At 67.2% G+C, this 23,688-nt stretch carries 22 protein-coding genes and 1 tRNA gene; 12 read left to right on the top strand and 11 right to left on the bottom strand.

The genetic code is table 11. The annotated features are described in order from the left end of the window. Positions 1-8: 8 nt before the first annotated feature. From EIP85_RS21130 to EIP85_RS21105, 6 genes are all read right to left on the bottom strand, one after another. Positions 9-1,376: an aspartate aminotransferase family protein gene (locus EIP85_RS21130; protein ID WP_127904199.1), complete on the bottom strand. Its 1,368-nt coding sequence runs from the start codon at positions 1,374-1,376 to the stop codon at positions 9-11. Between the two features lie 233 nt (positions 1,377-1,609). Continuing rightward, entirely contained in the window at positions 1,610-2,545 is a 936-nt protein-coding gene (locus EIP85_RS21125; protein WP_127904198.1) for an ABC transporter permease, read from the bottom strand. Then, positions 2,538-3,545 carry an ABC transporter permease gene (locus EIP85_RS21120; protein ID WP_127904197.1) on the bottom strand — a complete coding sequence of 336 codons (1,008 nt, stop codon included), beginning with the start codon at positions 3,543-3,545 and terminating at the stop codon, positions 2,538-2,540. The genes EIP85_RS21125 and EIP85_RS21120 overlap by 8 nt, the downstream gene beginning before the upstream one ends. Before the next feature lie 115 nt (positions 3,546-3,660). Further along, on the bottom strand, positions 3,661-5,367 hold the full coding sequence (locus EIP85_RS21115; protein WP_127904196.1) for a peptide ABC transporter substrate-binding protein: 1,707 nt from the start codon (positions 5,365-5,367) through the stop codon (positions 3,661-3,663). After that, positions 5,364-6,443: an ABC transporter ATP-binding protein gene (locus tag EIP85_RS21110; RefSeq protein WP_127904195.1), complete on the bottom strand. Its 1,080-nt coding sequence runs from the start codon at positions 6,441-6,443 to the stop codon at positions 5,364-5,366. The genes EIP85_RS21115 and EIP85_RS21110 overlap by 4 nt, the downstream gene beginning before the upstream one ends. Then, a complete protein-coding gene (locus tag EIP85_RS21105; protein WP_127904194.1) occupies positions 6,436-7,440 on the bottom strand; it encodes an ABC transporter ATP-binding protein in 1,005 nt (334 codons plus the stop codon). The genes EIP85_RS21110 and EIP85_RS21105 overlap by 8 nt, the downstream gene beginning before the upstream one ends. A 225-nt stretch (positions 7,441-7,665) precedes the next feature. Between EIP85_RS21105 and argE the strand changes: the two genes are divergently transcribed. Continuing rightward, positions 7,666-8,835: an acetylornithine deacetylase gene (gene argE, locus EIP85_RS21100; protein ID WP_127904193.1), complete on the top strand. Its 1,170-nt coding sequence runs from the start codon at positions 7,666-7,668 to the stop codon at positions 8,833-8,835. Between the two features lie 3 nt (positions 8,836-8,838). Next, positions 8,839-10,170, top strand: coding sequence for an NAD(P)/FAD-dependent oxidoreductase (locus tag EIP85_RS21095; RefSeq protein WP_241560129.1), 1,332 nt, complete (start codon positions 8,839-8,841; stop codon positions 10,168-10,170). A gap of 129 nt (positions 10,171-10,299) precedes the next feature. Here the strand turns inward: EIP85_RS21095 and xth are convergent, their stop codons facing one another. Both xth and EIP85_RS21085 read right to left on the bottom strand, forming a co-directional pair. Beyond that, positions 10,300-11,079, bottom strand: coding sequence for an exodeoxyribonuclease III (gene xth / locus EIP85_RS21090; RefSeq protein ID WP_127904192.1), 780 nt, complete (start codon positions 11,077-11,079; stop codon positions 10,300-10,302). 60 nt (positions 11,080-11,139) lie between these two features. Continuing rightward, positions 11,140-11,466 (bottom strand): HesB/IscA family protein, encoded by a 327-nt coding sequence (locus EIP85_RS21085; protein WP_127904205.1) that lies wholly within the window; start codon positions 11,464-11,466, stop codon positions 11,140-11,142. A gap of 82 nt (positions 11,467-11,548) precedes the next feature. Here EIP85_RS21085 and EIP85_RS21080 point away from each other — a divergent pair, with 82 nt between their 5' ends. The 7 genes from EIP85_RS21080 (at position 11,549) to EIP85_RS21050 (ending at position 18,337) form a co-directional block, all read left to right on the top strand. After that, entirely contained in the window at positions 11,549-12,700 is a 1,152-nt protein-coding gene (locus EIP85_RS21080) for a deoxyguanosinetriphosphate triphosphohydrolase (RefSeq protein ID WP_127904191.1), read from the top strand. A 148-nt stretch (positions 12,701-12,848) separates the two neighbouring features. Continuing rightward, positions 12,849-14,594, top strand: a complete 1,746-nt coding sequence (argS, locus tag EIP85_RS21075) for an arginine--tRNA ligase (protein WP_127904190.1) — start codon at positions 12,849-12,851, stop codon at positions 14,592-14,594. Between the two features lie 66 nt (positions 14,595-14,660). Continuing rightward, positions 14,661-15,743, top strand: a complete 1,083-nt coding sequence (locus tag EIP85_RS21070) for an SPOR domain-containing protein (RefSeq protein ID WP_127904189.1) — start codon at positions 14,661-14,663, stop codon at positions 15,741-15,743. After that, positions 15,743-16,741: a beta-N-acetylhexosaminidase gene (nagZ, locus tag EIP85_RS21065; RefSeq protein WP_127904188.1), complete on the top strand. Its 999-nt coding sequence runs from the start codon at positions 15,743-15,745 to the stop codon at positions 16,739-16,741. Before EIP85_RS21070 ends, nagZ begins: the two co-directional genes overlap by 1 nt. Continuing rightward, complete coding sequence (locus EIP85_RS21060; RefSeq protein ID WP_127904187.1) at positions 16,734-17,525, top strand: segregation and condensation protein A; 792 nt, start codon at positions 16,734-16,736, stop codon at positions 17,523-17,525. Before nagZ ends, EIP85_RS21060 begins: the two co-directional genes overlap by 8 nt. Further along, complete coding sequence (gene scpB, locus EIP85_RS21055) at positions 17,522-18,172, top strand: SMC-Scp complex subunit ScpB (RefSeq protein WP_127904186.1); 651 nt, start codon at positions 17,522-17,524, stop codon at positions 18,170-18,172. The genes EIP85_RS21060 and scpB overlap by 4 nt, the downstream gene beginning before the upstream one ends. Before the next feature lie 75 nt (positions 18,173-18,247). Next, a tRNA-Ser gene (locus tag EIP85_RS21050) sits at positions 18,248-18,337 on the top strand. Positions 18,338-18,411: 74 nt separating this feature from the next. Here the strand turns inward: EIP85_RS21050 and EIP85_RS21045 are convergent. The 3 genes from EIP85_RS21045 to EIP85_RS22925 are packed head-to-tail and all read right to left on the bottom strand — an operon-like array spanning position 18,412 to position 21,119. Beyond that, positions 18,412-19,734: a sensor histidine kinase gene (locus EIP85_RS21045; RefSeq protein ID WP_164871844.1), complete on the bottom strand. Its 1,323-nt coding sequence runs from the start codon at positions 19,732-19,734 to the stop codon at positions 18,412-18,414. Further along, the gene (locus EIP85_RS21040) at positions 19,734-20,393 is read right to left on the bottom strand and encodes a response regulator (RefSeq protein ID WP_127904184.1); all 660 of its coding nucleotides are present in this window, start codon (positions 20,391-20,393) and stop codon (positions 19,734-19,736) included. Before EIP85_RS21040 ends, EIP85_RS21045 begins: the two co-directional genes overlap by 1 nt. Before the next feature lie 30 nt (positions 20,394-20,423). Next, positions 20,424-21,119 (bottom strand): PepSY domain-containing protein, encoded by a 696-nt coding sequence (locus EIP85_RS22925; protein ID WP_164871843.1) that lies wholly within the window; start codon positions 21,117-21,119, stop codon positions 20,424-20,426. Positions 21,120-21,409: 290 nt separating this feature from the next. On the opposite strand from EIP85_RS22925, the gene EIP85_RS21030 reads away from it, so the two are divergent. From EIP85_RS21030 to EIP85_RS21020, 3 genes are read left to right on the top strand one after another with little or no spacing between them, the layout of a single operon-like run. After that, positions 21,410-21,778 carry a hypothetical protein gene (locus tag EIP85_RS21030; RefSeq protein WP_127904183.1) on the top strand — a complete coding sequence of 123 codons (369 nt, stop codon included), beginning with the start codon at positions 21,410-21,412 and terminating at the stop codon, positions 21,776-21,778. A 1-nt stretch (position 21,779) separates the two neighbouring features. Further along, positions 21,780-23,153, top strand: coding sequence for a TadE/TadG family type IV pilus assembly protein (locus EIP85_RS21025; protein WP_164871842.1), 1,374 nt, complete (start codon positions 21,780-21,782; stop codon positions 23,151-23,153). After that, positions 23,150-23,590: a winged helix-turn-helix domain-containing protein gene (locus EIP85_RS21020; protein WP_164871841.1), complete on the top strand. Its 441-nt coding sequence runs from the start codon at positions 23,150-23,152 to the stop codon at positions 23,588-23,590. The genes EIP85_RS21025 and EIP85_RS21020 overlap by 4 nt, the downstream gene beginning before the upstream one ends. Positions 23,591-23,688 lie beyond the last annotated feature (98 nt).

Raw genomic sequence — 23,688 nt, 5'->3', positions numbered from 1 at the left:
GTGTCGCCTCAAGCGGTCAGGTCTGCGAGCGTCGCCTCAAAGGCGGCGACGAGCCGGTCGATCTGCGCCGCGGAGGTCGCGGGCGAAACCAGCATCATGTTGTGGAAGGGCGCTATCAGCACGCCCCGGTTCACCAGGGAGATATGGATCGCCGCCTCCAGCGCGGGCTGGTGTGCCAGTGCCGCCTCGGTGCCGTTCTTCAGCGGTCCGGGGGCACAGATGAACTCTACCCGCGCGCCGACGCGGACCACGTGCCAGGGCAGCGCGCGCGCCGAGATCGCCTGTCCGAGGCCCGCGGCGAGGCGCGCGGCGCCATCCTCCATATGCGCGTAGGCGGCAGGGGTCATCACCTCGGACAGGGTGGCGCGAAGGCAGACGAACTGCATGGGGTTGGCCGACAGGGTGGTGCCCATGCCGGAATGACCCGGGGGCTTGGCCCGATAGGCGGCGAGGTAGGCGTCTGCCACCCTGGGCCGCAGTCCCCAGACGGCGGTCGGCATCCCGCCGGCCACGCATTTGCCGACGACAAGGATGTCGGGATCCAGCCCGTGGCCGCGGCTGTAGCCACCGTGGCCAGAGGAGATCGTGTGCGTCTCGTCGATGATCAGGAGCGCGCCGTGGCGTGTGGCCAGGTCCCGCAACCCCGCGTGGAATCCCGGCTCGGGCAGCACCATGCAGGAGTTGGTCATCACCGGCTCTGTCAGGATCGCCGCGATTTCGCCTGTCGCCAGAAGCGCCTCGACGCCGGCGAGATCGTTGAATTCGGCGCAGGCGGCGACCAGCGTCAGGTCCTCGACCTGCCCGACGAGACCTTGCCGCGCCACGGTGTGGCCGCCGCGCAGCTCGACCATCGCGTCATCGACCGTTCCGTGGTAGCAGCCGTTGAACACCAGCACCTTCGGCCGGCCCGTCACCGCCCGCGCAGCGCGCAGGGCAAAGCGGTTGGCATCCGTTGCCGTGGTCGCGATCTGCCAGCGGAAGTCGCCGAAGGTCGCGCTCAGCAGGCGCCCGGCTTCCAGCGCATGCGTCGTGGGCAGCATGTAGGTCAGCCCGGCCCCGGCCTGGGCCCGGATCGCCGCGGCGACGGGCGCGGGCGAATGGCCGAACATCGACCCGGTGTCGCCAAGGCAGAAGTCGTCCAGCGCATTGCCGTCGATGTCGGTCAGCCGCGCTCCCGCGGCCTCGGCCACCAGCAGCGGGAAGGGCATCGGCCAGTCCTTCATCCAGTGCATCGGCACCGCATCGAGAAAGGCTTCCGCGCCCTCGGCCAGAGCGGCCCGGGTGGCGGGGCGCGCAGCCGCATAGCGGGCGCGCTGTTCGGCTGCCACGGCGGTCAGGCGGTCGCGCCGGATGCCGGCGATGGTGGTGTCGGTCATGGTCCTGCCCGCCGAAAACGGCGCCGCGGGGGCGCCATCCGCCAGAGGTAGCCAACCTGCCTGTGAACAGCAACACATGGTCGATCAGGCCCAGCCGCCGTCCGGTCGGAGTAAGGGGGCAGGGCGCCGCCTCGTGCCGGGCCCCGGGGTATTCGGACCAGGGTGAAGGGCAGGCCTTTCATCCTGGCAGGATCACCCGGGGGGAAGGGGGCGGCGCCCCCGTCCTGCCTGTGTTAGCGGCCGCGGATCCGCGGATCGAGCGCGTCGCGCAGGCCGTCGCCGATGTAGTTCACGCTCAGCACGGTCAGCGAGATCGCGATGCCGGGCCAGACGACGAGGCCGGGGTGTTCCTGCATCAGGTCGACGCCATCGAACAGAAGCCGGCCCCAGGTCGGGAAGTCCGGCGGGAAGCCGAGGCCGAGGAAAGACAGCGCGCTTTCGGTGATGATCGCGTTGGCGATCCCCAGCGTGGCGGCCACCATCACGGGGCTCATCACGTTCGGCAGGATGTGGCGGAGGATCATCCGGAAGGGCGGGGTGCCCACCGATTTCGCCGCCAGCACGAACTCCCGTTCCTTCAGGGCCAGCACCTCACCCCGGACGATCCGGGCGCATTGCATCCAGCTTGTCACCCCGATGGCCGAGACGATGAGCAGGAAGGTCCCCGCCGCGACGCCCATCGCATGCGAGATCATCGGTGCGAAGAGCATCATCATCACCAGCAGCAGCGGCAGAAGCGGCAGCGCCAGGAAGAGGTCGGTCAGCCGCATCAGCGGGCCGTCGAGGCTTTTGAAATAGCCCGCCAGCACGCCCACCAGCGTCCCGAGGAAGATCGACAGAGCCATCGCGGTAAAGCCCACGGCGATGGAGATCTGACCGCCCGACATCATCCGCGCCAGCTCGTCCCGGCCCAGCTGGTCTGTGCCCAGCGGGTGGGCAAAGCTGGAGCCCAGGTTGCGCGACTTGATCATCACGAGGACGTTCGGGTTGATGTAATCGGGCCCGATGCGCCAGATCAGCGGCCCGACGAGCACGAACAGCGTCATGAAGACGAACACGCCGAGGCCGGTGAGCGCGCCCTTGTGGGTGCGGAACTGGTCCCAGACGTCGCGCCACTGGCTGCGCGGCGGGGCGAGGTCCTGGACGGGCTGAAGGGTTGCGTCAGTCATAGCGGATTCTCGGGTCGAGGACGCCGTAGAGGATATCGGCGACCAGGTTGAAGACGACGATGAGCACGGCGAAGATGAAGGTCAGCGTCTGCACCATCGGCACGTCGGAGGCGTAGATGGCGGTGATCAGGAGCTGGCCGAGGCCGTTCACCTTGAAGACCTGCTCGGTGATGATGGCGCCGCCGAAGATCGTCGGAACGCCGAGCGCGATGACGGTCACCACCGGGATCAGCGAGTTCCTCAGCACATGGGTCAGCAGAACGGTGCGCTCGCCCATGCCCTTGGCGCGGGCGGTGCGGACGTAGTCCTGCTGCAGGTTGTCGAGCATCGAGGAGCGCATGAAGCGCGAGATCTGCGCCGCGTTGTAGAGCGCCAGCACGAAGACCGGCATGGCCATCTGGCGAACCTGCAGCAGGAAGGTCTGCCAGTCCACCACCTTGAGGTTGGTGTTGTAGATCGACGGGAACCAGCCGAGGTCGACCGAGAAGACCACGATCAGAAGCACCCCGGTGAAGAAGGTCGGGACCGAATAGCCGATCATCGAGATGAAGGTGCCGATCTGGTCGAACCAGCTGTATTGCCGGTAGGCCGAGACGATGCCGATCGGCACCGCGATCAGCACGCCGATCACGTAGGACATGCCGACCACGGTCAGGGTCTGCGGCATGCGCTGCACGATCACGTCGAACACGGGCGAGCGGAACTGCCAGCTGAGGATGCGCTGCATCCCGACGCTGAAATGGGTTCCGAAGCACCAGTCGAAGGCGTGCAGCGGTTCGACCCAGAAGAACTGCTTCAGCCAGAGAAGGTAGCGCACGTAGAGCGGTGCGCCGAGGCCGAGGGCCTCCTTCATCTTCTGGCGAACCTCGGGCGGGATCGTCAGAGGCTGGTTGGCAAGCGGGTCCCCGGGGGCAAGGTTCAGAAGCAGGAAGATGATCAGGCTGATGAGCAGAAGCACCGGGATCGATATGATCAGCCGTCGGATGGTGTAATTGAGCATGGGATGGTGCCTCGGCAGGGCAGTCTGTGGACGCTCGGGCGCGATGGGCCTGAGGGCGGCCGGAGAGCCGCCCCCGCGCGCGACGTGAAGGCGCGGGGGCGACGGTTAGGTCAGCTTACTTCTTGCGGTACCAGTCCTGGATGTTCCAGAGCTCGCTGTCCCACGGGTTGATGGCTTCGCCGCCGATGGAGTTGGCGACGCCGGAGTTGTTGCCGCGCCAGACGATGGGAATGATCGTGTAGCTGTCCTTGGTCAGCATGTCGTTCATTTCCTTCACAAGCGCTTCGCGCTTGGCGGGAACGGCGGTCTTGCCGAGCTCGGCGACGAGCTCGTCATAGTGCTTGTTGCAGTAGCGGTTGATGTTCTCGCCCTGCCATTGCGTCGCCGGCCGCGGGGCCTTGTCGCAGGTGTACATCGACATGTAGGTCTGCGGATCGGTGCCCGAGAAGTTGTTCGCGTACTCTTCCACGTCCGTGTAGAACTTCTGGAACGTGTCGGGCGAACCCGGGTCGCCACCGAAGAAGACCGAGCCGTTGACGTTCTTCAGCTGCGCGTCGACCCCGATTTCCTTCCACCACTGCTTGATCAGGGACTGGGTGTCCTGACGCACGCCGTTGGTGGAGGTCTGGTAGGTCAGGACCAGCTTCTTGCCGTCCTTTTCGCGGATCCCGTCGGGACCGACCTTCCAGCCGGCTTCATCCAGCAGCTTCTTGGCGCCCGGGATGTCCTGCTTGAGGCAGGCGGTGTTGTCGGAGGCATAGGCTTCCGGCGCCGGGACCAGGTTGCAGGTGGGCTTGCCGGCCGAGCCGTAGCCGACCTGCACGATCAGCGAGCGGTCGATGGCCATCGAAAGGGCCTCGCGCACGCGCTTGTCGCTCAGGATCGGGTTCGGATGGGCCGCGGTCGAGCGCTGGCCTTCCGGCAGGCTCGGCGAGGCGTCGGTCAGGTTCATTTCCAGCCGTTCGACCAGCGAGCCGAAGGCGGTCACGACATGGCCCTTGGCGCCCGGGCCGGTCATGCCCTTGAGGACGTCCGGCGAGAGCTGCAGGTTCCAGCCGTAGTCGTATTCGCCGGTCTGGAACACGGCGCGCGCGGCGGCCGCGGCATCCCCGCCGCCCTTGAAGTTCACCGTCGCGAAGGCCGGCTTGTTCGGGTCGCGGTAGTTCGGGTTGGCCTTGTATTCGATCACGTCGTTCGGCTTGAACGAGGTGACGACGAACGGGCCGGTGCCGATCGGGCCGAAGTTGGCCGAGGTGCAGGTCGGGGCCTTGGCGCCCATGCAGTTGGCGAACTGCTTCTTCTGCAGGATCGGCGATTCATAGGAGACGAACGGCCCGTACGGGTCGGGCTGCGGCGCCTTGAAGGAGATCTTCACGGTCAGCGGGTCGACCGCCTCGATCTTGTCCACGCCCTGGAAGTGCGACAGCTGCGCGCAGCCGCCCTGCGGGTCCATGCAGTACTGGCCGGTGAAGACCACGTCGGCCGAGGTCACGGCCGAGCCGTCCGACCACTTCAGGCCCGGCTTCAGGTGCCAGGTGATGGTCTTCAGGTCCTTGGAGATGCCGCCGTTCTTCAGCGTCGGGATCTCGGCCGCGATCTCCGGAACCATTTCGCCCTTCGGGTTGAAGCGCGCCAGCGGCTCGATGGTGATCGAGGAGGCTTCGAGATCCTTGGTGCCCGAGGACAGGTACGGGTTCAGGATCGAGGGCGCCTGCCAGTAGATCAGGTTCAGCTGGCCGTCGGCCCCGCGCCCGCTGGCCGCGAAGGCCTGCGAGGCTGCGAGCACGGCGGCCGCGCCCATCAGGATCGTCTTGAGTTTCATTTAGTCTCTCCTTGTTGGAAGTGCTCGTTGTCTGCCTCGGTTCCGCCGGTTGCCCCGGCAGTTGTCTTGTTATTCTGGTCGTAGAGATGGCAGGCGACGAACCGGCCCGGCTCGGCCTCGCGGAACTCGGGTTCGATCTGGCGGCAGATATCCATCACCTTCGGGCACCGCGTGCAGAAATTGCAGCCCTTCGGCGGATTGGCCGGGGAGGGCACGTCGCCTTTCAGGATAATCCGCTCGCGCGTTTTCTCCAAGCTCGGGTCCGGCTCGGGCACCGCGGACAGAAGCGCCTCGGTATAGGGATGCAGCGGGCTGTCGTAGACCGGGTCGCGCGGACCCAGCTCGACCATCTTGCCGAGATACATCACCGCGATGCGGTCGGCGATGTGGCGGACCATGGAAAGGTCGTGCGAGATGAAGAGATAGGTCAGCCCGAACTCGTCCTGAAGCTGCTCCAACAGGTTCACGACCTGGGCCTGGATCGAAACGTCGAGCGCGGCGATCGGCTCGTCGCAGACGATGAACTTCGGGTTGAGCGCGAGCGCGCGGGCGATGCCGATCCGCTGCCGCTGGCCGCCGGAGAACTCGTGCGGGTAACGGTTGGCGAAGCGCCGGTTGAGCCCCACGGCATCCATCAGCTCGTAGATCCGCTTCAGCTTGTCCGTCTTGGACAGCGTGGTGTGCTCGCTCAGCGGCTCGGAGATGATGTCGGCCACCGTCATGCGCGGGTTGAGCGAGGCCTGCGGGTCCTGGAACACCATCTGCATGGTGGGCCGCATCTTGCGCAGACGGGTCTGGTCGGCATGGCCGATCTCTGTCCCGTCGATCTTCACCGAGCCGGAGGTGATGTCGTAAAGCCGGATCAGCGCCCGCCCGCAGGTGGACTTGCCGCAGCCGCTTTCGCCGACAAGGCCGAGGGTCTCGCCCTCTAGGATGTCGAAGGAGACATCGTCCACCGCCTTCACGTCGCCGGTATGGGCACGCAGAAGGCCGGTGTGGATCGGAAAATACATCTTAAGCCCGCGCACTTCGACGAGGGTCTTGACCGGCTTGGCCGCCGGCTTCGCATCAAGCATTGCGCTCACCTCCGGTGGCGGGGTCCCAGAAGCAGGCCACGTCATGGCCGTTGCCCACGTCGTAGCGGCGCGGGTTCGCGGTCGCGCAGCGTGCCATCGCTTGCGGGCAGCGGTCGCGGAAGGAACAGTCCTCGGGCTGGGCGTAGAGGATCGGGGGCTGGCCCTCGATCACGTTCAGCTTCTCGGGGCGCTCGCCGATGACGCCGGGAACCGTCTTCAGAAGCGCGCGGGTGTAGGGGTGCTGCGGATTGCGGAACAGCTCCTTCACCGGGGCCTGTTCGACGACCTGGCCGCCGTACATAACCATCACCCGGTCGGCGATGCCGGCGACGACGCCAAGATCGTGGGTGATCCAGACGATGGCCATGCCGAGCTTCTGGCGCAGGTCCTTCACCAGTTCGAGGATCTGGGCCTGGATGGTCACGTCGAGCGCTGTTGTCGGCTCGTCCGCGATCAGCACCTTCGGGTCGCAGGCCAGCGCGATGGCGATCATCACCCGCTGGCGCATGCCACCGGAGAACTGGTGGGGATAGTCTTTCAGCCGGCGTTTCGCGTCCGGGATGCCGACCAGATCGAGCAGCTCGACGGCGCGGACGCGGGCCTTTTCCTTGCTCATCCCGAGGTGCCGGCGCAGCGGCTCCATGATCTGGAAGCCCACGGTGAACACCGGGTTCAGCGAGGTCATCGGATCCTGGAAGATGAAGCCGATTTTGCCGCCGCGGATGTCGCGCAGCACCTGTTCCGAGCAATGCAGAAGATCGGTCCCGTCGAACATCACCTGGCCCTGCCGCACATCGGCCGGAGGCGATGGCAGGAGCCGGATCAGCGACATCATGGTCACGGATTTACCCGAGCCGCTTTCGCCGACCACGCCGAGGAGTTCCCCGGGCTTCAGGTCGAAGGAGACGGAATTGACGGCGTGAACTTCCCCGCCGCGGGTACGAAAAACGGTTTTGAGATCCCGGACGTCCAGGACGGGCTGCGCCCCATCGGGCATGTGTCGCTCCCCAAGCGGTTGTTATCTTTTCTTTTTTTGGTCACGACCGATCGGTGCCAGGCCGTTGATTGTCGGCAAGTGTTAGCGTTTTTTCCGGGCACGGCAAGTCGCATTCGCTGCCATTGCCGGCGACGTAGCGTGATTGCGTCTCCATGCCCTCGCAAGCCTTGACCTTGCGCGAACAGCGCCCCAGCTTGCCGAAAATGTCCGCAGGGAGCGAAGATCATGGTTGAGGGCCAGCGCCTGTCGGCGCGGGAGATTCTGGAGCGCCTGGTCGGGTTTGCGACGGTGAGCCGCGATTCGAATCTGGAACTGGTCGACTGGGTGGAAGACTATCTTTCGTCCTGGGGGGTGACGGCGCATCGCGTCTACAACCCCGAGGGCACGAAGGCCGCAGTCTTTGCCAATGTCGGCCCCGAGATCGAGGGCGGCGTGGTTCTTTCTGGTCACACCGACGTGGTGCCGGTCGACGGGCAGGAGTGGTCCTCGGATCCGTTCACCGTGGTCGAGCGCGACGGCAAGCTCTTCGGTCGCGGCGTCTGCGATATGAAGGGGTTCGACGCGCTTGCGCTCTGGGCGGTGCAGCTTGCGGTGGAGAAGGGCGTGAAGCGGCCACTGCAGATCGCGCTGTCCTATGACGAGGAAGTGGGCTGCACCGGCGCGCCGGTCATGCTGGCCGAGATGGTGAAGGTGCTGCCGAAAGCCGCCGCCGCGGTGATCGGCGAGCCCTCGATGATGGGGGCGGTGACCGGCCACAAGGGCGGCACCGGGTTCCTGACGCATGTCCGCGGCTATGAGGTGCATTCCTCCATCATGCATCGCGGGGTGAATGCAATCATGGAGGCCGCCAAGCTGATCGTCTGGGCGAACGAGAAGAACGCCGAAGGCGCCGCCGCCACGCCCGCGCCGGTCGCCGCGATGTTTGACCCGCCCTGGACGACGCCGCATGTCGGCACGATCACCGGCGGGACGGCGAACAACATCACCGCCAAGGACTGCACGTTCCAGATGGGCTTCCGCGTCGTGCCCGGCGACGATCCGAAGGCCTGGGAGGCGGCCTATATCGCCAAGGTGGCGGAGGTCGAGGCCGAGATGAAGGCGGTCCGCCCCGAAGCCGGGATCACGCTGGAGCCTGCCTACAACGTGCCGCCCCTCGTGCCCGAGGAGCACGGCGCGGCCGAGGCGCTGGTGCGCCGCCTGACCGGCGACAACGCCAGCCGCGTGGTCAGCTACGGCACCGAGGCCGGGCAGTTCCAGCAGGCCGGCTATTCCGCGGTGATCTGCGGGCCGGGCGACATCGCCCAGGCGCATCAGCAGGACGAATGGCTGAGCCTGAAACAGTTCGAGGCCGGCCAGGACTTCATGCGGCGGCTGGTCGACGAGCTGGCGGCCTGAGCCGTGGGCTTCCCCATCACGGCCGGGATGCCGGCGGGTTTCACCGGTGCGCTGCCGGCGCGGGCCGACGCGGTGGTGATCGGCGGCGGCGTCATCGGGGTGATGACGGCCTGGCATCTGGCGAAGCGCGGATTGCAGGTGGTGCTGTGCGAGAAGGGCCGGGTGGCGGGAGAGCAATCCTCGCGCAACTGGGGCTGGGTGCGCCAGCAGGGCCGCGACGCCGCCGAGCTTCCGATCATGATCGAGGCCTCGGGGATGTGGGAGAGCCTTGCCGAGGAGGCGGGCGCCGATCTGGGTTTCCGGCGGACGGGCGTCCTCTACGTCGCGAACACCGACAAGGACCGCGCCGATCACGAGGCCTTCCTTGAACTCGCCAAGGGCCATCAGCTCGACACGCGGCTGCTGAGCCCGGCGGAGGTGCTGGAGATGCTGCCCGGCGCCTCTGCCAACTGGCCGCGGGGGCTGAAGGGCGGGCTTTTCACCGCAAGCGACGGCCGCGCGGAGCCCTGGGTGGCGGTGCCGGCGCTGGCGCGGGCGGTGGAGCGCATGGGCGTGACGGTGATCGAGGATTGCGCGGTGCGCAGCCTCGACATCGCCGCCGGCCGGGTTGCGGGCGTGGTGACGGAGAAGGGGCGCGTCGCCTGCGATGCGGTGGTTTTGGCGGGCGGGGCGTGGTCCTCGATGTTCCTCAGGAACCACGGCGTGGCGATCCCGCAGCTTTCGGTGATCTCTACCGTCGCCCAGACCGTGCCGATGCCTGAAATCTTCCCGGGCTGCGCGGTGGACGGGCATTTCGCCTTCCGCCGGCGGCTCGACGGCGGCTATTCGATTGCGCATGGCGATTATCAGGAGCTTTACGTCGGCCCCGACGCGGTGCGGAACTTCTTCGCCTATCTGCCGGAATATCTGAAGAACCCCTTCGCGACGCCTTTGCGCCCGGCGGCCCCCAGGGGCTTCCCGGACGCCTGGGGCACGCCCCGCCGCTGGGGTGACGGTGCGTCCCCTTTCGAGGCGACGCGGGTGCTGGACCCGCGGCCCAGCATGAAGAGCCTGGCCAGCGTGCAGGCCTCCTTCGCCGAGGCCTTCCCGGGGCTCGGCCGACCGAAGATTGCCACCGCCTGGGCGGGCATGATCGATACGATGCCGGACGTGGTGCCGATCGTCGACCATGTCGCGGTGCTGCCGGGCCTGACGCTCGCCACCGGGATGAGCGGGCATGGTTTCGGGATCGGCCCGGCGATGGGGCGGGTGGTGGCCGATCTCGTCACCGGCCATCCGGTGGGCCATGACCTGACCCGCTTCCGCATGGCGCGGTTCGGGGGGCGGGCCGACTGAGGTCGACCGCCTCATTTTCTGTCCGAAATATCCTGGGGGTGATGAGCGCCCGGAAACGCCCCGGTGGGGCGTTTCAGTGAAGAACGCCCGCCCGTATCGGGCGGGCAAGGGGGCAGCGCCCCGGCTGCCCTACGCGTCGAGTTCGATCCAGACGGGCACGTGGTCGGAGGGTTTTTCCCGCGCACGCTGGTCCTTGTCGATCCCGGCGTCGCGCAGCAGGTCCGCCGCCTGCGGCGAGAGCAGCATGTGATCGATGCGGATGCCGTTGTTCCGCTCCCATGCGCCGGCCTGGTAATCCCAGAACGTGTAGATCCCGGGCTGGGGCATGCGGGTGCGGATCGCCTCGGTGAAGCCGAGGTTGAGGATGCGGCGGAAGGCGGCGCGGGTCTCGGGCAGGAACAGGGCGTCCTCGGTCCAGGCCTCGGGGCGGGCGGCGTCTTCGGGCTGGGGGATCACGTTGTAGTCGCCGGCCATAACGACGGGCTCCTCGGTCTCGAGAAGCGCTGCCGCGCGGGTTCGCATCCGCTCCATCCAGGCCAGCTTGTAATCGTATTTCGGGCCCGGCGCCGGGTTGCCGTTCGGCAGGTAGAGGCCGCAGAGGCGCACGGCGCGGCGCCCGACCACCGTCGCCTCGATCCATCGGGCCTGTTCGTCGCTGCCGTCGCCGGGAAGGCCGCGGGTCACGTCCTCGAGCGGCAGTTTCGACAGGATCGCAACGCCGTTGAAGCCCTTCTGGCCGTGGGTCTCGACGTTATAGCCGAGTGCTTCGAGCGGCTCGCGGGGGAAGGCTTCGTCGACCGACTTGATCTCCTGCAGCAGCGCCACGTCGGGGGCGGCCTCTTCCAGCCAGGCGGTCAGCGCCTCGATCCGCGCCTTGACGCCGTTGATGTTGAATGTGGCGATCTTCATGCGCGGCCCTCCGGTTTCGCCAAGGCATAGGCGGAAACGGGGCGCGGGGGAAGGCGGGGATCAGATCGAGAAGGAGGTACCGCAGCCGCAGGAGGAGGTGGCGTTGGGGTTCTCGATCACGAAGCGGGCGCCGATCAGTTCTTCGGAGAAGTCGATCGTGGCATTGGCGAGGAAGGGCAGGGAGACCTGGTCCACCAGCACCTTCTGGCCGTCCTTTTCCAGAACGAGGTCGTCGGGCTGCGCCTCGTCAAGCTTGATGTCGTACTGGAAGCCGGAACAGCCGCCGCCGTCCACCGCGACGCGCAGGGGCTTTACCTCGCCGGTCGCGGCGGCGATCTCGGCCAGACGCGCGAAGGCGCGGTCAGTAACTTTCGGTGGCAGGTTCAGGTCCATTTTCGGCGAGCCCATATCATTCCGGCATCGCTTCACATATAGGCTTGGGCCAAATCGACGGCAAGAACAGGCTCGGATGACATTCGCTCCTTACGCCTGCCACCCGGAGGACAGCCGGGGCAGGCTTTATCACGAAAGCTATTCCACCTTCCGCTCGCCCTATCAGCGCGACCGGGACCGGATCATCCATTCCTCCGCCTTCCGGCGGCTGAAGCACAAGACGCAGGTCTTTGTGGAGCATGAGGGGGATTATTACCGCACCCGTCTGACCCACACGGTGGAGGTGGCGCAGGTGGCGCGGACCATCGCGGGGGTCCTTGGCCTCAACACCGATCTGGCGGAGGCGGTGGCGCTGGCCCATGACCTGGGCCACACGCCGTTCGGGCATACGGGCGAGGACGCGATGGAGCGGCTGATGGCGCCCTATGGCGGGTTCGACCACAACGCGCAGGCGCTCAGGATCGTCACCCGGCTGGAAAAGCATTACGCCGATTTCGACGGGCTGAACCTGACCTGGGAGACGCTGGAAGGCATCGCCAAGCACAACGGCCCGGTCGAGGCGCCCTATCCTTATGCACTGGAGGAGGTGAATTCCGCCTTCGACCTGGAGCTTTCGACCCATGCCAGCGCCGAGGCGCAGGTGGCCGCGGTGGCCGATGACGTGGCCTACAACCACCACGACCTGCATGACGGGCTGCGTTCGGGCCTCTTCACCGAGGACGACCTGATGGAGATGCCGCTGACGGGCCCGGCCTTCCGCGAGGTCGACCGGCTCTACCCGGGGCTGGAGATGATGCGGCGGCGGCACGAGGCGCTGCGCCGGGTCTTCGGGGTGATGGTCGAGGATGTGATCTCCATCGCCCAGGCGCGGCTCGAAGCAGCGCAGCCGAAAAGCGTGTCCGAGATCCGCGGGATGGGCACGACGATCATCCGGTTCTCCAAGCCGCTTTACCAGGAGCTGAAGGCGATCAAGGCCTTTCTCTTCGAGCGGATGTACCGTGCGCCCTCGGTCATGGCCGAGCGGGCGAAGGTGACGCGGGTGGTGGAGGATCTCTTTCCGCTTTTCCTCAACGACCCGTCGCTGCTGCCCCCGGAATGGCGCCGCGACGTGGAGCGGGCGGAGAACGAGGTGCAGCTGGCCCGCGTCGTCTGCGACTACGTCGCCGGTATGACGGACCGCTTCGCGCTGCAGGAACACGCGCGGATCTTCGGGGCGGATCCCGGCTAGGCGCGGGTGAAGCGCCGAGGCGGCGGGCTGTCCCCGGCGGGGACAGCTGGGCCAGGATGAATGGCCGTGAGGGCCGGGGCAGCGGCGCCGGGCGGCGTTGACGCGGGCCGGGGCCGTGATAAACCCGGGCCAACCGAGGGACCAGAGAATGAACCTGTTCAGTGATATCCGTGGGCTTGTGATTGCGAGCCTCGAGGCGATGGCGGCGGATGGCCTGCTGCCGGCCGGGCTCGACCTGGCCAATGTCGCGGTGGAGCCGCCGCGCGATGCCGGCCATGGCGACATGGCGACCAACGCGGCCATGGTGCTTGCGAAACCCGCCGGCGCCAAGCCGCGCGACATCGCCGAGGCGCTGGTGGGCCGGCTTGCTGCCGATCCGAGGATCGCGGAGGCCGAGGTCGCGGGGCCGGGCTTCATCAATCTGCGGCTGGTGCCGGGCGTCTGGCAGGGGCTGATCGCGCAGGTGATCCGCGACGGGGCGGGCTATGGCCGTTCCGACATGGGGCAGGGCGCCAAGGTGAACGTGGAGTTCGTCTCTGCCAACCCGACGGGGCCGATGCATGTGGGCCATGTCCGCGGCGCGGTCTTCGGCGATGCGCTGGCGGCGCTTCTCGATTTCGCGGGCCATGCGGTGACGCGGGAGTATTACATCAACGACGGCGGCGCGCAGGTCGACGTGCTCGCCCGCTCGGCCTATGAGCGCTACCGCGAGGCCAACGGTCTCGACCCCGAGATCCGCGAGGGGCTTTATCCCGGCGATTACCTGATCCCGGTCGGCGAGGCGCTGAAGCAGAAATACGGCGCGAGCCTCCTCGATAAGCCCGAGGCTGAATGGCTGGCCGAGCTGCGCGAATTCGCGACCGAGGCGATGATGGAGATGATCCGGGGCGACCTTGCGGCGCTCGGCGTTCACATGGACGTCTACTCGTCGGAGAAGTCGCTTTACGGCACCGGCAAGATCGAGGCGGCGATCGAGCAGCTGCGCGGCATGGGGCTGATCTACGAGGGGGTCCTGGAGCCGCCGAAGGGCAAGGTGCCGGACGACTGGGAACCGCGGGAGCAGACGCTGTTCCGCTCGACCAGCCATGGCGACGACGTCGACCGGCCGGTGAAGAAATCGGACGGGGCCTGGACCTATTTCGCGCCCGATATCGCCTATCACTACGACAAGGTGAGCCGTGGGTTCGACCAGCTGATCGACGTTCTCGGCGCCGACCATGGCGGCTATGTCAAGCGGCTGAAGGCCGTCGTCGCGGCGCTGTCGGACAACCGGGTGCCCCTGGACGTGAAGCTGATCCAGCTGGTGAAGCTTTTCAAGAACGGCGAGCCGTTCAAGATGTCGAAGCGCGCCGGGACCTTCGTGACGCTGCGCGACGTGGTCGAGCAGGCGGGGGCGGATGTCACCCGCTTCATGATGCTGACGCGGAAGAACGACGCCGCGCTGGACTTCGACTTCGCCAAAGTTCTGGAGCAGTCGAAGGACAACCCGGTCTTCTACGTGCAATACGCCCATGCGCGGGTCTGCTCGGTCATCCGGAAGGCGGCGGAGGCGGGGATCCATTGCGATGACGCCACGCTGGCGGTTGCGGATCTGTCCCGGCTCGACCATCCGGCAGAGATGGAACTGGCCCGCCGGATCGCGGAATGGCCGCGCCTGGTCGAGATCGCGGCCCGCGGTCACGAGCCGCACCGGGTGGCCTTCTACCTCTACGATCTCGCCTCCGACCTGCACACGCACTGGAACCGCGGGAACGAGGACACCTCTCTGCGCTTCGTGCAGGAAGGCGAGGTGGAGACCAGCCAGGCGAAAATCGCGCTGGCCCGGGCGGTGGCAGTTGTTATTTCCGCCGGCCTTGGTATCCTTGGCGTGACGCCGGCAGAGGAAATGCGCTGATAACCGCACCCGCCGGATGATCGGGCAGAGTCACGGGGGAAGAAACCTCCGGGCAGTGAGGCGAACATGGCGGTATGGAACTTCGATGAATTCGAAGCGGATCCGGTTGATGCCGGCACCCGCGCGCAACGGTTCATTCATCTGGCGGGGGCCGCGACCTCGGTCGGGCTGGTGCTGGGGCTTGCGCTCTGGGGCTACCGGCTGGCGGTGCGCGACGTCAACGGCGTGCCGGTGATCAAGGCGATTGCCGGGCCGATGCGGATCGCGCCCGAGGATCCGGGCGGCCAGGTGGCCGGCAATGTCGGGTTGAGCGTGAACCGGATCGCGGCGGGCGACGCCGCGCAGCCCACCCCGGACGGAAACATCACCCTTGCCCCGGCGCCGGTGGCGCTTGGCCCGTCCGACAGCTCGCCTGAGGTGATGGCCGCGCAGAAGGCCGCCGCGGCGCCGGTTGCGCCCGCGGCGACGGCAGGGGATGCCGGGTCGGGGCAGGGCACATCGGCGCAGGTTGCAACACAGGGCACGACGGGCCAGGTCGCAGCCCAGGTCGCGGCGCCGGATGCTTCGGCGGGGGCCTCGTCAAGCCTGCCGGTGGCGCCGCCTCTGAACAATGGGTCCACGACTACGGCGACAACTGCAACGACGGGAGCGGCGGCAACGACGGCGGCGGATGCGGTGCCGGTAAGCGGGACCTCCTCGATCCCCGGCGGACCGCCGGTGAGATCGCCCGTGCCGCAGATGCGCCCCCGGCACGTGCCGACAGCCGTGGCGTCGGATTCGGCCAAGGCCTCCAACGACGTGATGCCGGCCGATGTCGCGGCCGCGGCGGCCGCGGCGGTGGCGGCACTGGCCTCTGCCCCGCCGGTGGCGGCGAGCGTCAGCGCGGCCTCGCTGAAACCCGGTACGCCGCTTGCCCAGCTTGGCGCCTTCCCGACCGAGGCGGATGCGGTGAAGGTCTGGAACGGCATGAAGGGCCGCTTCGTCGACCTGATGGCCGACAAGTCCCGCGTGGTGCAGAAGGCAAGCTCGGGCGGGCGGGCGTTCTACCGGCTGCGCGCCTATGGCTTCCATTCCTCCGCTGACACACGCCGATTCTGCGCCGCGCTGAAGGCGGAAAGCGCCACCTGCGTGCCGGTCGTCCTGCGCTGATGGCAGGCTCCGCGACGATCCTGGGCTGTCTCGGCCCCCGTCTGGGGAGAGACGAGGCGGCCTTTTTTCGTGACGCCGATCCCTGGGGATTCATCCTCTTCGCGCGCAATGTCGAGGATCCGGAGCAGCTGCGCCGGCTGACCGGAGACCTGCGCGCGGCGGTGGGCCGCGATGCGGTGGTGATGGTCGACCAGGAGGGCGGGCGCGTGCAGCGGCTGCGCGCGCCGCATTGGCGGGAATGGCTGCCCCCGCTCGAACAGATGGCCCGGGGGGGCGCTGCAGCGATGCGTCTGCGCGCGCAGCTGATTGCGCTGGAACTGCGCGACGTTGGCATCGACAGCGATTGCGCACCGGTGCTGGACATCGCGAGCGAGCTGACCCACCCGTTCCTCAAGAACCGCTGCTATGGCACTGATCTTGCGTCGGTAATCGCCGGAGGCCGTGCAGTGGTCGAGGGCCTGACCGCAGGCGGCGTGCTGCCGGTGATGAAGCATATGCCGGGCCATGGCCGCGCCACGGGAGACACGCACAAGGACCTGCCGACGGTCGAGGCCTCGCTGGAAGACCTGCGGGAAACCGACTTCGCCGCTTTCCGCGCGTTCCGCGACCTGCCGATGGCGATGACGGCGCATATCGCCTTTCCCGCGCTCGACCCCGAGCATCCGGCGACGCAATCGGCCAAAGCGCTACGGATTATCCGGGAGGAAACCGGCTTCGACGGACTGCTGATCAGCGACGATCTGAACATGGAGGCGCTGAAGGGTTCGCTGGCCGAGCGTGCCGGGGCCTCGATCGCGGCGGGCTGCGATATCGCGCTGCAATGCAATGGCAAGCGCGCCGAGATGGAGCAGGTCGTAACGGCGGCCGGGTCGCTGACGCCCGCGGCGGCTGCGCGTGCGGCGGCGGCGCTGGCCTGCCGCCGGCCCCCCGAGCCCGTTGACAGGGCGGCGCTGTCAGCCGAATTTGAGGCGATGACGAAGGCCTCGGATCATGGCTGAACCCGGCTGGGAGGAGACCCAGCCGATCAGCGTCTCGGAGCGGCTTGCCGCCGAGGCGCTGATTGTCGATGTCGACGGCTACGAGGGGCCGCTTGACCTGCTGCTGACGCTATCGCGGACGCAGAAGGTGGACCTGCGCAAGATCTCGGTCCTGCAGCTTGCCGAGCAGTATCTGCAATTCGTGAACCGTGCCAAGGCGTTGCGGATCGAACTTGCGGCAGATTATCTGGTGATGGCGGCCTGGCTCGCCTATCTGAAATCCCGCCTGCTGCTGCCGCCTGACCCGACGGACGAGGGCCCGTCGGCCGAGGAGCTGGCAGCCCACCTGGCCTTCCAGCTGGAACGGCTGCAGGCGATGCGCGAATCCGCCGCGCAGCTGATGGCGCGGGACCAGAAGGGCCGGGATTTCTTCGCGCGCGGTCTGCCCGAGGACGTGACGCGGGTGCGCAAGGTGATGTGGACCGCCTCGCTCATCGACCTGATGCAGGCCTATGCGCGGCTGCGCACGAAAGACGATTTCCGGCCTTACGTGATGGACCGCGAGCATCTCTTCACCATGGAGCAGGCGCTTGACCGGATGCGGGGGCTGATCGGCTTCGCGGGCGACTGGATGGACCTCGCCGATTATCTGCCCGAGGACTGGGGCGCCGATCCGGCCCGCCGCCGTTCTGCCACCGCGGCGCATTTTGCGGCTTCGCTTGAACTGGCCAAGCTCGGCCAGGTCGAGATCAAGCAGGCCGAGACCTTCGCGCCGATCATGATCCGCCGGAGGGCCGCGCAATGAGCGAGACCGGGGAAGAGCAGAGCCTCTTCGCGGCGCCGGTCATGGCCGAGCAGGAGCGGATGGTGGAGGCGATCCTCTTCGCCACTGCGGAGCCGGTAACGGTCGCGGAACTTACCGCGCGGATGCCGCACGGCTGCGATCCGGCGGAGGCGTTGCAGCTTCTGCGCCGCCGCTACGAGGGGCGTGGCGTCCATCTGGTGCGTGTCGGCGAGGGCTGGGCGTTCCGCACCGCGGCTGATCTCGGCTACCTGATGCACAAGGAGACGGTGGAAAGCCGCAAGCTTTCCCGTGCCGCAATCGAGACGCTGGCAATCATCGCCTATCACCAGCCCTGCACCCGCGCCGAGATCGAGGAGATCCGCGGTGTGGCGGTGAGCCGGGGCACGGTGGATCAGCTGCTGGAAATGGAGTGGATCCGCTTCGGGCGGCGGCGGATGACGCCGGGCCGGCCGGTGACCTTCGTCGTCACGGAAAGCTTCCTCGATCATTTCGGGCTGGAGAGCGCGCGCGATCTGCCGGGGCTGAAGGAACTGCGTGCCGCGGGGCTTCTGGACAACCGCCCGCTGCCCGGCGCGCTGCCCGGCCGGGGCGCCGAGGAGGAGGACGAGGAAGAGGTCGTCGGCCAGTCCGAACTCTTCGAGGATTGAGGGGTGGAAAACGGCGAGAACTTCTGCCGTCCCCCCTTGCGGAAGTCCATGACCTGCCTGTAGATAGCGCGCACCGGAGAGGTGGCCGAGTGGTCGAAGGCGCACGCCTGGAAAGTGTGTAGGCGGGGAACCGTCTCGAGGGTTCGAATCCCTCTCTCTCCGCCAGAATTCCCCCTGACAATCGATCGAAGACCGTGCCTGCAGCGGGCGCTGTCGGGCGGCACGCGGGCGCGCGTGCCTCAGCCGAGGTGCAGCGTCACCTTCAGCCCGCCGAGCGCCTCGGACCTGGTCAGCGCGATGGTGCCCCCGTAGACCTGCACCAGATCGGTCGCGATCGAGAGGCCAAGGCCGGTGCCGGCGACCGAGGTGTCGAGCCGCCCGCCGGGGCGGAGCGCCTGGGCCACGTCCGCCTCGGCGATGCCGGGGCCGTCGTCCTCCAGCGTGATCTCGACACGTTCGCCCTCGCGCCGTGCAGCGAGGCGGATGCGCGCGCGGCTCCATTTCACCGCGTTGTCGAGGAGGTTGCCGAGCACTTCCTCCAGGTCCTCGGCATCCATCGCGACGCGCAGGTCGGGTGCGATCGTTTCCTCGAGGGTCAGGTGCTCGGCGGCCGGAAGCGAGCGAAAGAGTCGCAGAAGCCGCTGCACGGTGGCGGCGAGCGCGGTGCGGTCTGCCATCGGGTCGGCGGGCCTGACCGCGCGGACGCGGGCCAGTGAGCGGCGGATCTGGGCGTCGATGCGGTCAAGCGCCGCCTCGGCGGTGGATATGTCCTGGCCAAGGCGTCGCAGGCCCTCGAGCTCGTTGCGGAGGATGCTGGAGGGTGTCTTCAGCGCATGGGCGAGGTCCGCGCCCTGCCGGCGGGTGCGGTCGATGATGTCGCGGTTCCGCTGCAGTAGCTCGTTGATCTCGGTGGCGAGCGGGCGGACCTCTGTGGGGTACTGCTCGAGCTCGATCGGGCCCTCGCCCTGCCAGCGCTTGAGGATGTCCGAGCGCAGGTCGGCGAGCGGGCGCAGCACCGCCGCGGTCTGCCCCAGCGAGCTGGCGAGGGCGAAGATCGCGATGATGCCGAGCGCGAGGAGCAGGTTGCGGCGGATCGCGGCGCGCTCGGCGTTCAGCTCTGCAAAGGACTGGGCGACGAGAATCTGCCAGGTCTGACCGTTGGTGAGCGTCACGCTGCGGGCGGCGATCCGGACGGTGCGGACCGGGCCCATGCTGTCGTAGAACACAGTCTCGTGCGGGATCGCGGCGGGGCGGGGCAGCGAGTTGTCGAAGAGCGAGCGCGAGGCCATGAGCTGTCGATCCGGGCCGATGACCTCCCAATAGGTGCCGGAATAGGGACGGGCGTAGGCGGGATCGGACATCAGGCTGGAGAGCGCGGTCTGGTTCGCGCCGACGCGTTCGAGCGCGGTCAGCACCTGCAGCTGGCGGCTGGCCAGGACCCGGTTGAACTGCCGCTGCGCGACGACGTCGAAGGCGACGTAGATCGCAAGGCCACTGACCACGATCGAGCTGAGCGTGATCAGCCCGCCGCTGACGATCGCGCGCCTTCGGAGCGAGCGCATCATGGCGCTTCGATCATGTAGCCGCGCCCGCGCATGGTCTGGATCAGGTCGGCGCCGAGCTTCTTGCGCAGTCGGGCGATGAAGACGGCGATGGTATTGGAATCGCGGTCCTCGTCATAGGCATAGATATGTTCCGACAGCTCTGTGCGCGAGACCAGCCGGCCGGCGTTGTGGGCCAGGTAGCTCAGCACCGCCACCTCGGCCTGGGTCAGGTCGACCGGCAGGCCGTCCACGCTGACCCGGCCGAGGCGCATGTCGAAGCGCACCGGACCGCGCTCGAAGATCATCGAAGTCTGGCCATAGCGGCGGCGTAGCTGAGCACGGACGCGGGCGGAGAGCTCGGCCATGTGGAAGGGCTTGCTGAGGTAGTCGTCGGCGCCTGCGTCGAGCCCGTCGACGCGCTGCGACCAGCCGTCGCGCGCGGTCAGGATCAGGACCGGCATGTCGAGTCCGCTGGCGCGCCATTCCTTGAGGATGCTCAGCCCGTCCCTGTTGGGCAGGCCAAGGTCCAGGATGATCATGTCATAAGGTTCGGTGGCACCCAGATGCGCGGCTTCCTCGCCGTCATGGGCGACGTCGATCGGTCCGATCTCGGGCTCCAGTGCACGCTTGATCTGGTTGCACAGCACCGGTTCGTCTTCAGCGAGCAAAATGCGCACGCCCGTTCCTTCCTTCCTCACAACCCGGCGCTACCGGCCCGAGTGGGAGTGGCCATTGCCGCCCCCGTTGCCGCCCGAGTTGCCACCACCGTTACCGCCGGAGTTGCCACCGCCGTTACCGCCCGAGCCGCCGCCGCCCGAGTTGCCTCCACCGCCGCCGCTGTTACCACCACCGTTGCCGCCGCCGTTGCCACCGCCGTTGCCGCCCGAGTTGCCTCCACCATTTCCACCAGAGTTGCCACCGCCGTTGCCGTTGCCACCCCCGTTGCCGTTGCCTCCGGCGTTACCGTTGCCTCCAGCGTTACCGTTGCCGCCGGCGTTCGAATTGGCCTTGCCGCTCGCCGCGCTGCCGGCCTGGGCCTTGCCGGCGCCAGAGGCGGTGTCGTCCTTGGCGGCGAAGTTGTCGACCTCGCGCGCCGCGGTGGAACTGCCATTCAGAAGTTCACCCCGGCTGGCGTCGATCACATAGCTCAGCACCTTGCCTGAGGGCCGCAGCAGCAGCACGCGATAATACATCGCCCGGCCCTGGAACGCGCGGATGTCGATCACCTCGCCCGAGGTGACCTGTCCGATGAGATCAAGCGCGCGGGTGACGCTGATGCATTTGCCGGCCTTGACCTCGGCGCGCAGGCGGTTCGCGTAGATCTCGCGGAACGTATCGGCCGGGGCCGCGACTGCTGTGGCGCAGGCGACGAACAGGACGGCGGGACCGAGGACGTGCAGCATGCGCATACGGGCAATATTAACCAAATCTTAGATGAACCCAACATGAACGTGCCGTTCCGGCTGCGTTAAACATCGCTGTGGTCTCATTGGCAGGCTGTGGTGCGACTCTCGGGCCGGCAGGATGGGAGAGGCGGGGCGTCGGATCAACCGGCGGACCGCGGGATGGCTCCGGTTGCCGGGAGGGCGCGCGATCACGGATCGACAGGGGTGGGGGCACAACTGGCGATGCAAGGAGCGCGGGAAAGGTGCAAGTTTCGCAGCAAGCCGTTCGGCGGCCCATCTTTCGTTTTTTGTCTGATGAGGCGGGTGCCGCGACCTATGAAGCGGTCCTCTGGCTTCCGATCTTTACCTTCATCATCTGGCTCGTGACCGAGACGGCCATGGCCTTCGGTGGTGAGGCCCATGCCCTTCGCGTGATCCAGGACGCCAACCGGATGTATGCCTCCGGCTATTTCCAGAACGCGACGGATACGGAGAGTTTCATCCGTGGCCAGCTCGTCAACTGGCAGAACACGATGACGGTCTCCACCAGCGAGACGAACGGGATCATCCACACCACCATCACCGTTCCTGTCGCGACGATGACGGGGTTCAACGTGATCCCGCAGTTCAATGGGGTTACTGTCTCGATTTCCAGCGAACAGATGTCCGAGGGCTGAGATGACCGCGCGGCGGAATTCTTCGGCGGGGATCGCCCGAGGCCGGGCCAGTCTGGCCAGGCTCACCACGCGCAGGTGGGGCTCCCTCCGGGCGTTCTGGGCGGACGAGAGCGGGGTTCTGACGGTCCTTGGGCTGTTCATCTTCCTGATCACGCTGATGATCAGCGGCTACGCGGTGGATTACTGGAACGCGGTGCGGGCGAGGACGCACCTGCAGGTGAATTCGGATGCCACCGCCCATGCGGCGCTTGTTTCCCGCGAGTTCGGCACCGCCGACACAGCGATCGCGGATGCCATGAACGTGGCCTATGCCAACATGCCCAAGGCGCAATACGGCGATATCGTCGACGCCTCCGACATCACCTTCGGCGACTGGAACGCGACGACGCGCACCTTCACGGCCGATCCGAACTCGCGCACCGCGGTGGAGGTGAGGATGCATCGGACGTCGGCGCGGGGAAACCCGGTGGGGACGTTCCTCTACAAGCTCGTCGGCATCAACTCCTGGAACATTTCCACCAAGTCGATCTTCGACACCTATTACCGCAGCTGCACGAGCGAAGGCTTCGTCGCCGAGAACACCATCGATCTGCAGAGTAACAACGTCTACAAGAAGGGCTTCTGCATCCATTCGAACAACGCCATCTCGATCAACAGCAACAACTCGTTCGAGACCGGGGTGCAGGTGACCATGCCCGATCCCGCGACGATCCAGCTGCCGAGCTCCGGCTTCAGCTCCAACCCCGGGCTGCAGGACGCCCTGCGGTCGGATTCCTGGGACATCCGCATCCTCAGCCAGATCGATACGATCATGGCAGGGCTGTCCGCAGGGAATTCGGACGTGGTGCCCTCCTACATCACCAACCTCGCCCCGATCGCCTACAACCAGGGTAAGATCGGCAACGGCGACCTGGTGTCGGGCAATATCTACACCGCCAGCTGCAACGGCAATTCGCCGCTGAACATTTCCTCGGGCACGGTGCTGAGCAAGGTCGTGCTGGTCACCAACTGCAATATCAACTTCGGCAGTTCGGTGCAGCTGCATGACGTGGTGATCGCCAGCACCAACACCTCCAACAAGGCCGTGACCGGCGCATCGGGGCTGGAGGTGGGGCTGAATGACAACTGCGCCCCGGGTGGAGGCGCGCAGATCATCACGGACGGGGGCATGGATTTCCCCTCGGCCATGAGCCTCTTCGGAGGGCAGCTGATCGCCAAGCAGGATGTCACCTTCTCCGCCTCCGGCAACGGGGTGCAGGGGGCCTCTGTCATCTCCGGGGCAACGCTCTCGGGGACCAGTAACATGACCATGGCCTATTGCGGGTCGGGCATGGAGGAGAACTTCCAGGCGGAATATTTCAGGATGGTTCAGTGACCTTCGTCAGTTCCCGAGGGCTCTATCAGGCGTCGCCCGTTCCGGACCCGCACCCCGTCCCGCGCTACCGGTTCGGCGGGCTCGAACTGGATCCCGCGAGGCTTGAGCTGCGCCGGCTGGAGGCTGAGGCGCCGGTCGACTGGGACGAGGCGAGCGTGACGCTGACCCCTGGGGTCTGCGCGGTGTTGCGACTCTTTCTCGACCGGGCCGGCGGGCTGGTCAGCCGGCGCGAGATCGGGAGGGTTGTCGGCGGCGAGGGGCCACCCACGAGGGCGACGGTCGACCACTATATCAAGGCGATCCGCGAGATGGTGGACGCGCCCTGGGCCGAGGACTCGCATCTCGTCACCGTCCACGGCCGCGGCTTCCGCTTCCTGCTGGAGGTGGAGGAGGTCGTGCCGGAGGATCCGGGGTCGGAAACCGGGACCACGGCCTAGCCGGCCGAACCCGCGGCCGCCCGCCGCTCGGCCGCGGCGCGGGCGAGGGCCGCGAAACGGTAGAGCCCGTGGACGAATTTCGAATAGGGCAGGGTCAG

Source organism: Solirhodobacter olei, assembly GCF_004010155.1.
GTDB lineage: Bacteria > Pseudomonadota > Alphaproteobacteria > Rhodobacterales > Rhodobacteraceae > Solirhodobacter > Solirhodobacter olei.
This window is presented reverse-complemented; position numbering and strand designations above follow the sequence as displayed.

Coding starts and splice junctions, on each gene's coding strand:
- EIP85_RS21130 (WP_127904199.1), bottom strand. CDS start 1,376: ATGACCGACACCACCATCGCCGGCATCCGGCGCGACCGCCTGACCGCC.
- EIP85_RS21125 (WP_127904198.1), bottom strand. CDS start 2,545: ATGACTGACGCAACCCTTCAGCCCGTCCAGGACCTCGCCCCGCCGCGC.
- EIP85_RS21120 (WP_127904197.1), bottom strand. CDS start 3,545: ATGCTCAATTACACCATCCGACGGCTGATCATATCGATCCCGGTGCTT.
- EIP85_RS21115 (WP_127904196.1), bottom strand. CDS start 5,367: ATGAAACTCAAGACGATCCTGATGGGCGCGGCCGCCGTGCTCGCAGCC.
- EIP85_RS21110 (WP_127904195.1), bottom strand. CDS start 6,443: ATGCTTGATGCGAAGCCGGCGGCCAAGCCGGTCAAGACCCTCGTCGAA.
- EIP85_RS21105 (WP_127904194.1), bottom strand. CDS start 7,440: ATGCCCGATGGGGCGCAGCCCGTCCTGGACGTCCGGGATCTCAAAACC.
- argE (WP_127904193.1), top strand. CDS start 7,666: ATGGTTGAGGGCCAGCGCCTGTCGGCGCGGGAGATTCTGGAGCGCCTG.
- xth (WP_127904192.1), bottom strand. CDS start 11,079: ATGAAGATCGCCACATTCAACATCAACGGCGTCAAGGCGCGGATCGAG.
- EIP85_RS21080 (WP_127904191.1), top strand. CDS start 11,549: ATGACATTCGCTCCTTACGCCTGCCACCCGGAGGACAGCCGGGGCAGG.
- argS (WP_127904190.1), top strand. CDS start 12,849: ATGAACCTGTTCAGTGATATCCGTGGGCTTGTGATTGCGAGCCTCGAG.
- EIP85_RS21070 (WP_127904189.1), top strand. CDS start 14,661: ATGGCGGTATGGAACTTCGATGAATTCGAAGCGGATCCGGTTGATGCC.
- nagZ (WP_127904188.1), top strand. CDS start 15,743: ATGGCAGGCTCCGCGACGATCCTGGGCTGTCTCGGCCCCCGTCTGGGG.
- EIP85_RS21060 (WP_127904187.1), top strand. CDS start 16,734: ATGGCTGAACCCGGCTGGGAGGAGACCCAGCCGATCAGCGTCTCGGAG.
- scpB (WP_127904186.1), top strand. CDS start 17,522: ATGAGCGAGACCGGGGAAGAGCAGAGCCTCTTCGCGGCGCCGGTCATG.
- EIP85_RS21045 (WP_164871844.1), bottom strand. CDS start 19,734: ATGCGCTCGCTCCGAAGGCGCGCGATCGTCAGCGGCGGGCTGATCACG.
- EIP85_RS22925 (WP_164871843.1), bottom strand. CDS start 21,119: ATGCTGCACGTCCTCGGTCCCGCCGTCCTGTTCGTCGCCTGCGCCACA.
- EIP85_RS21025 (WP_164871842.1), top strand. CDS start 21,780: ATGACCGCGCGGCGGAATTCTTCGGCGGGGATCGCCCGAGGCCGGGCC.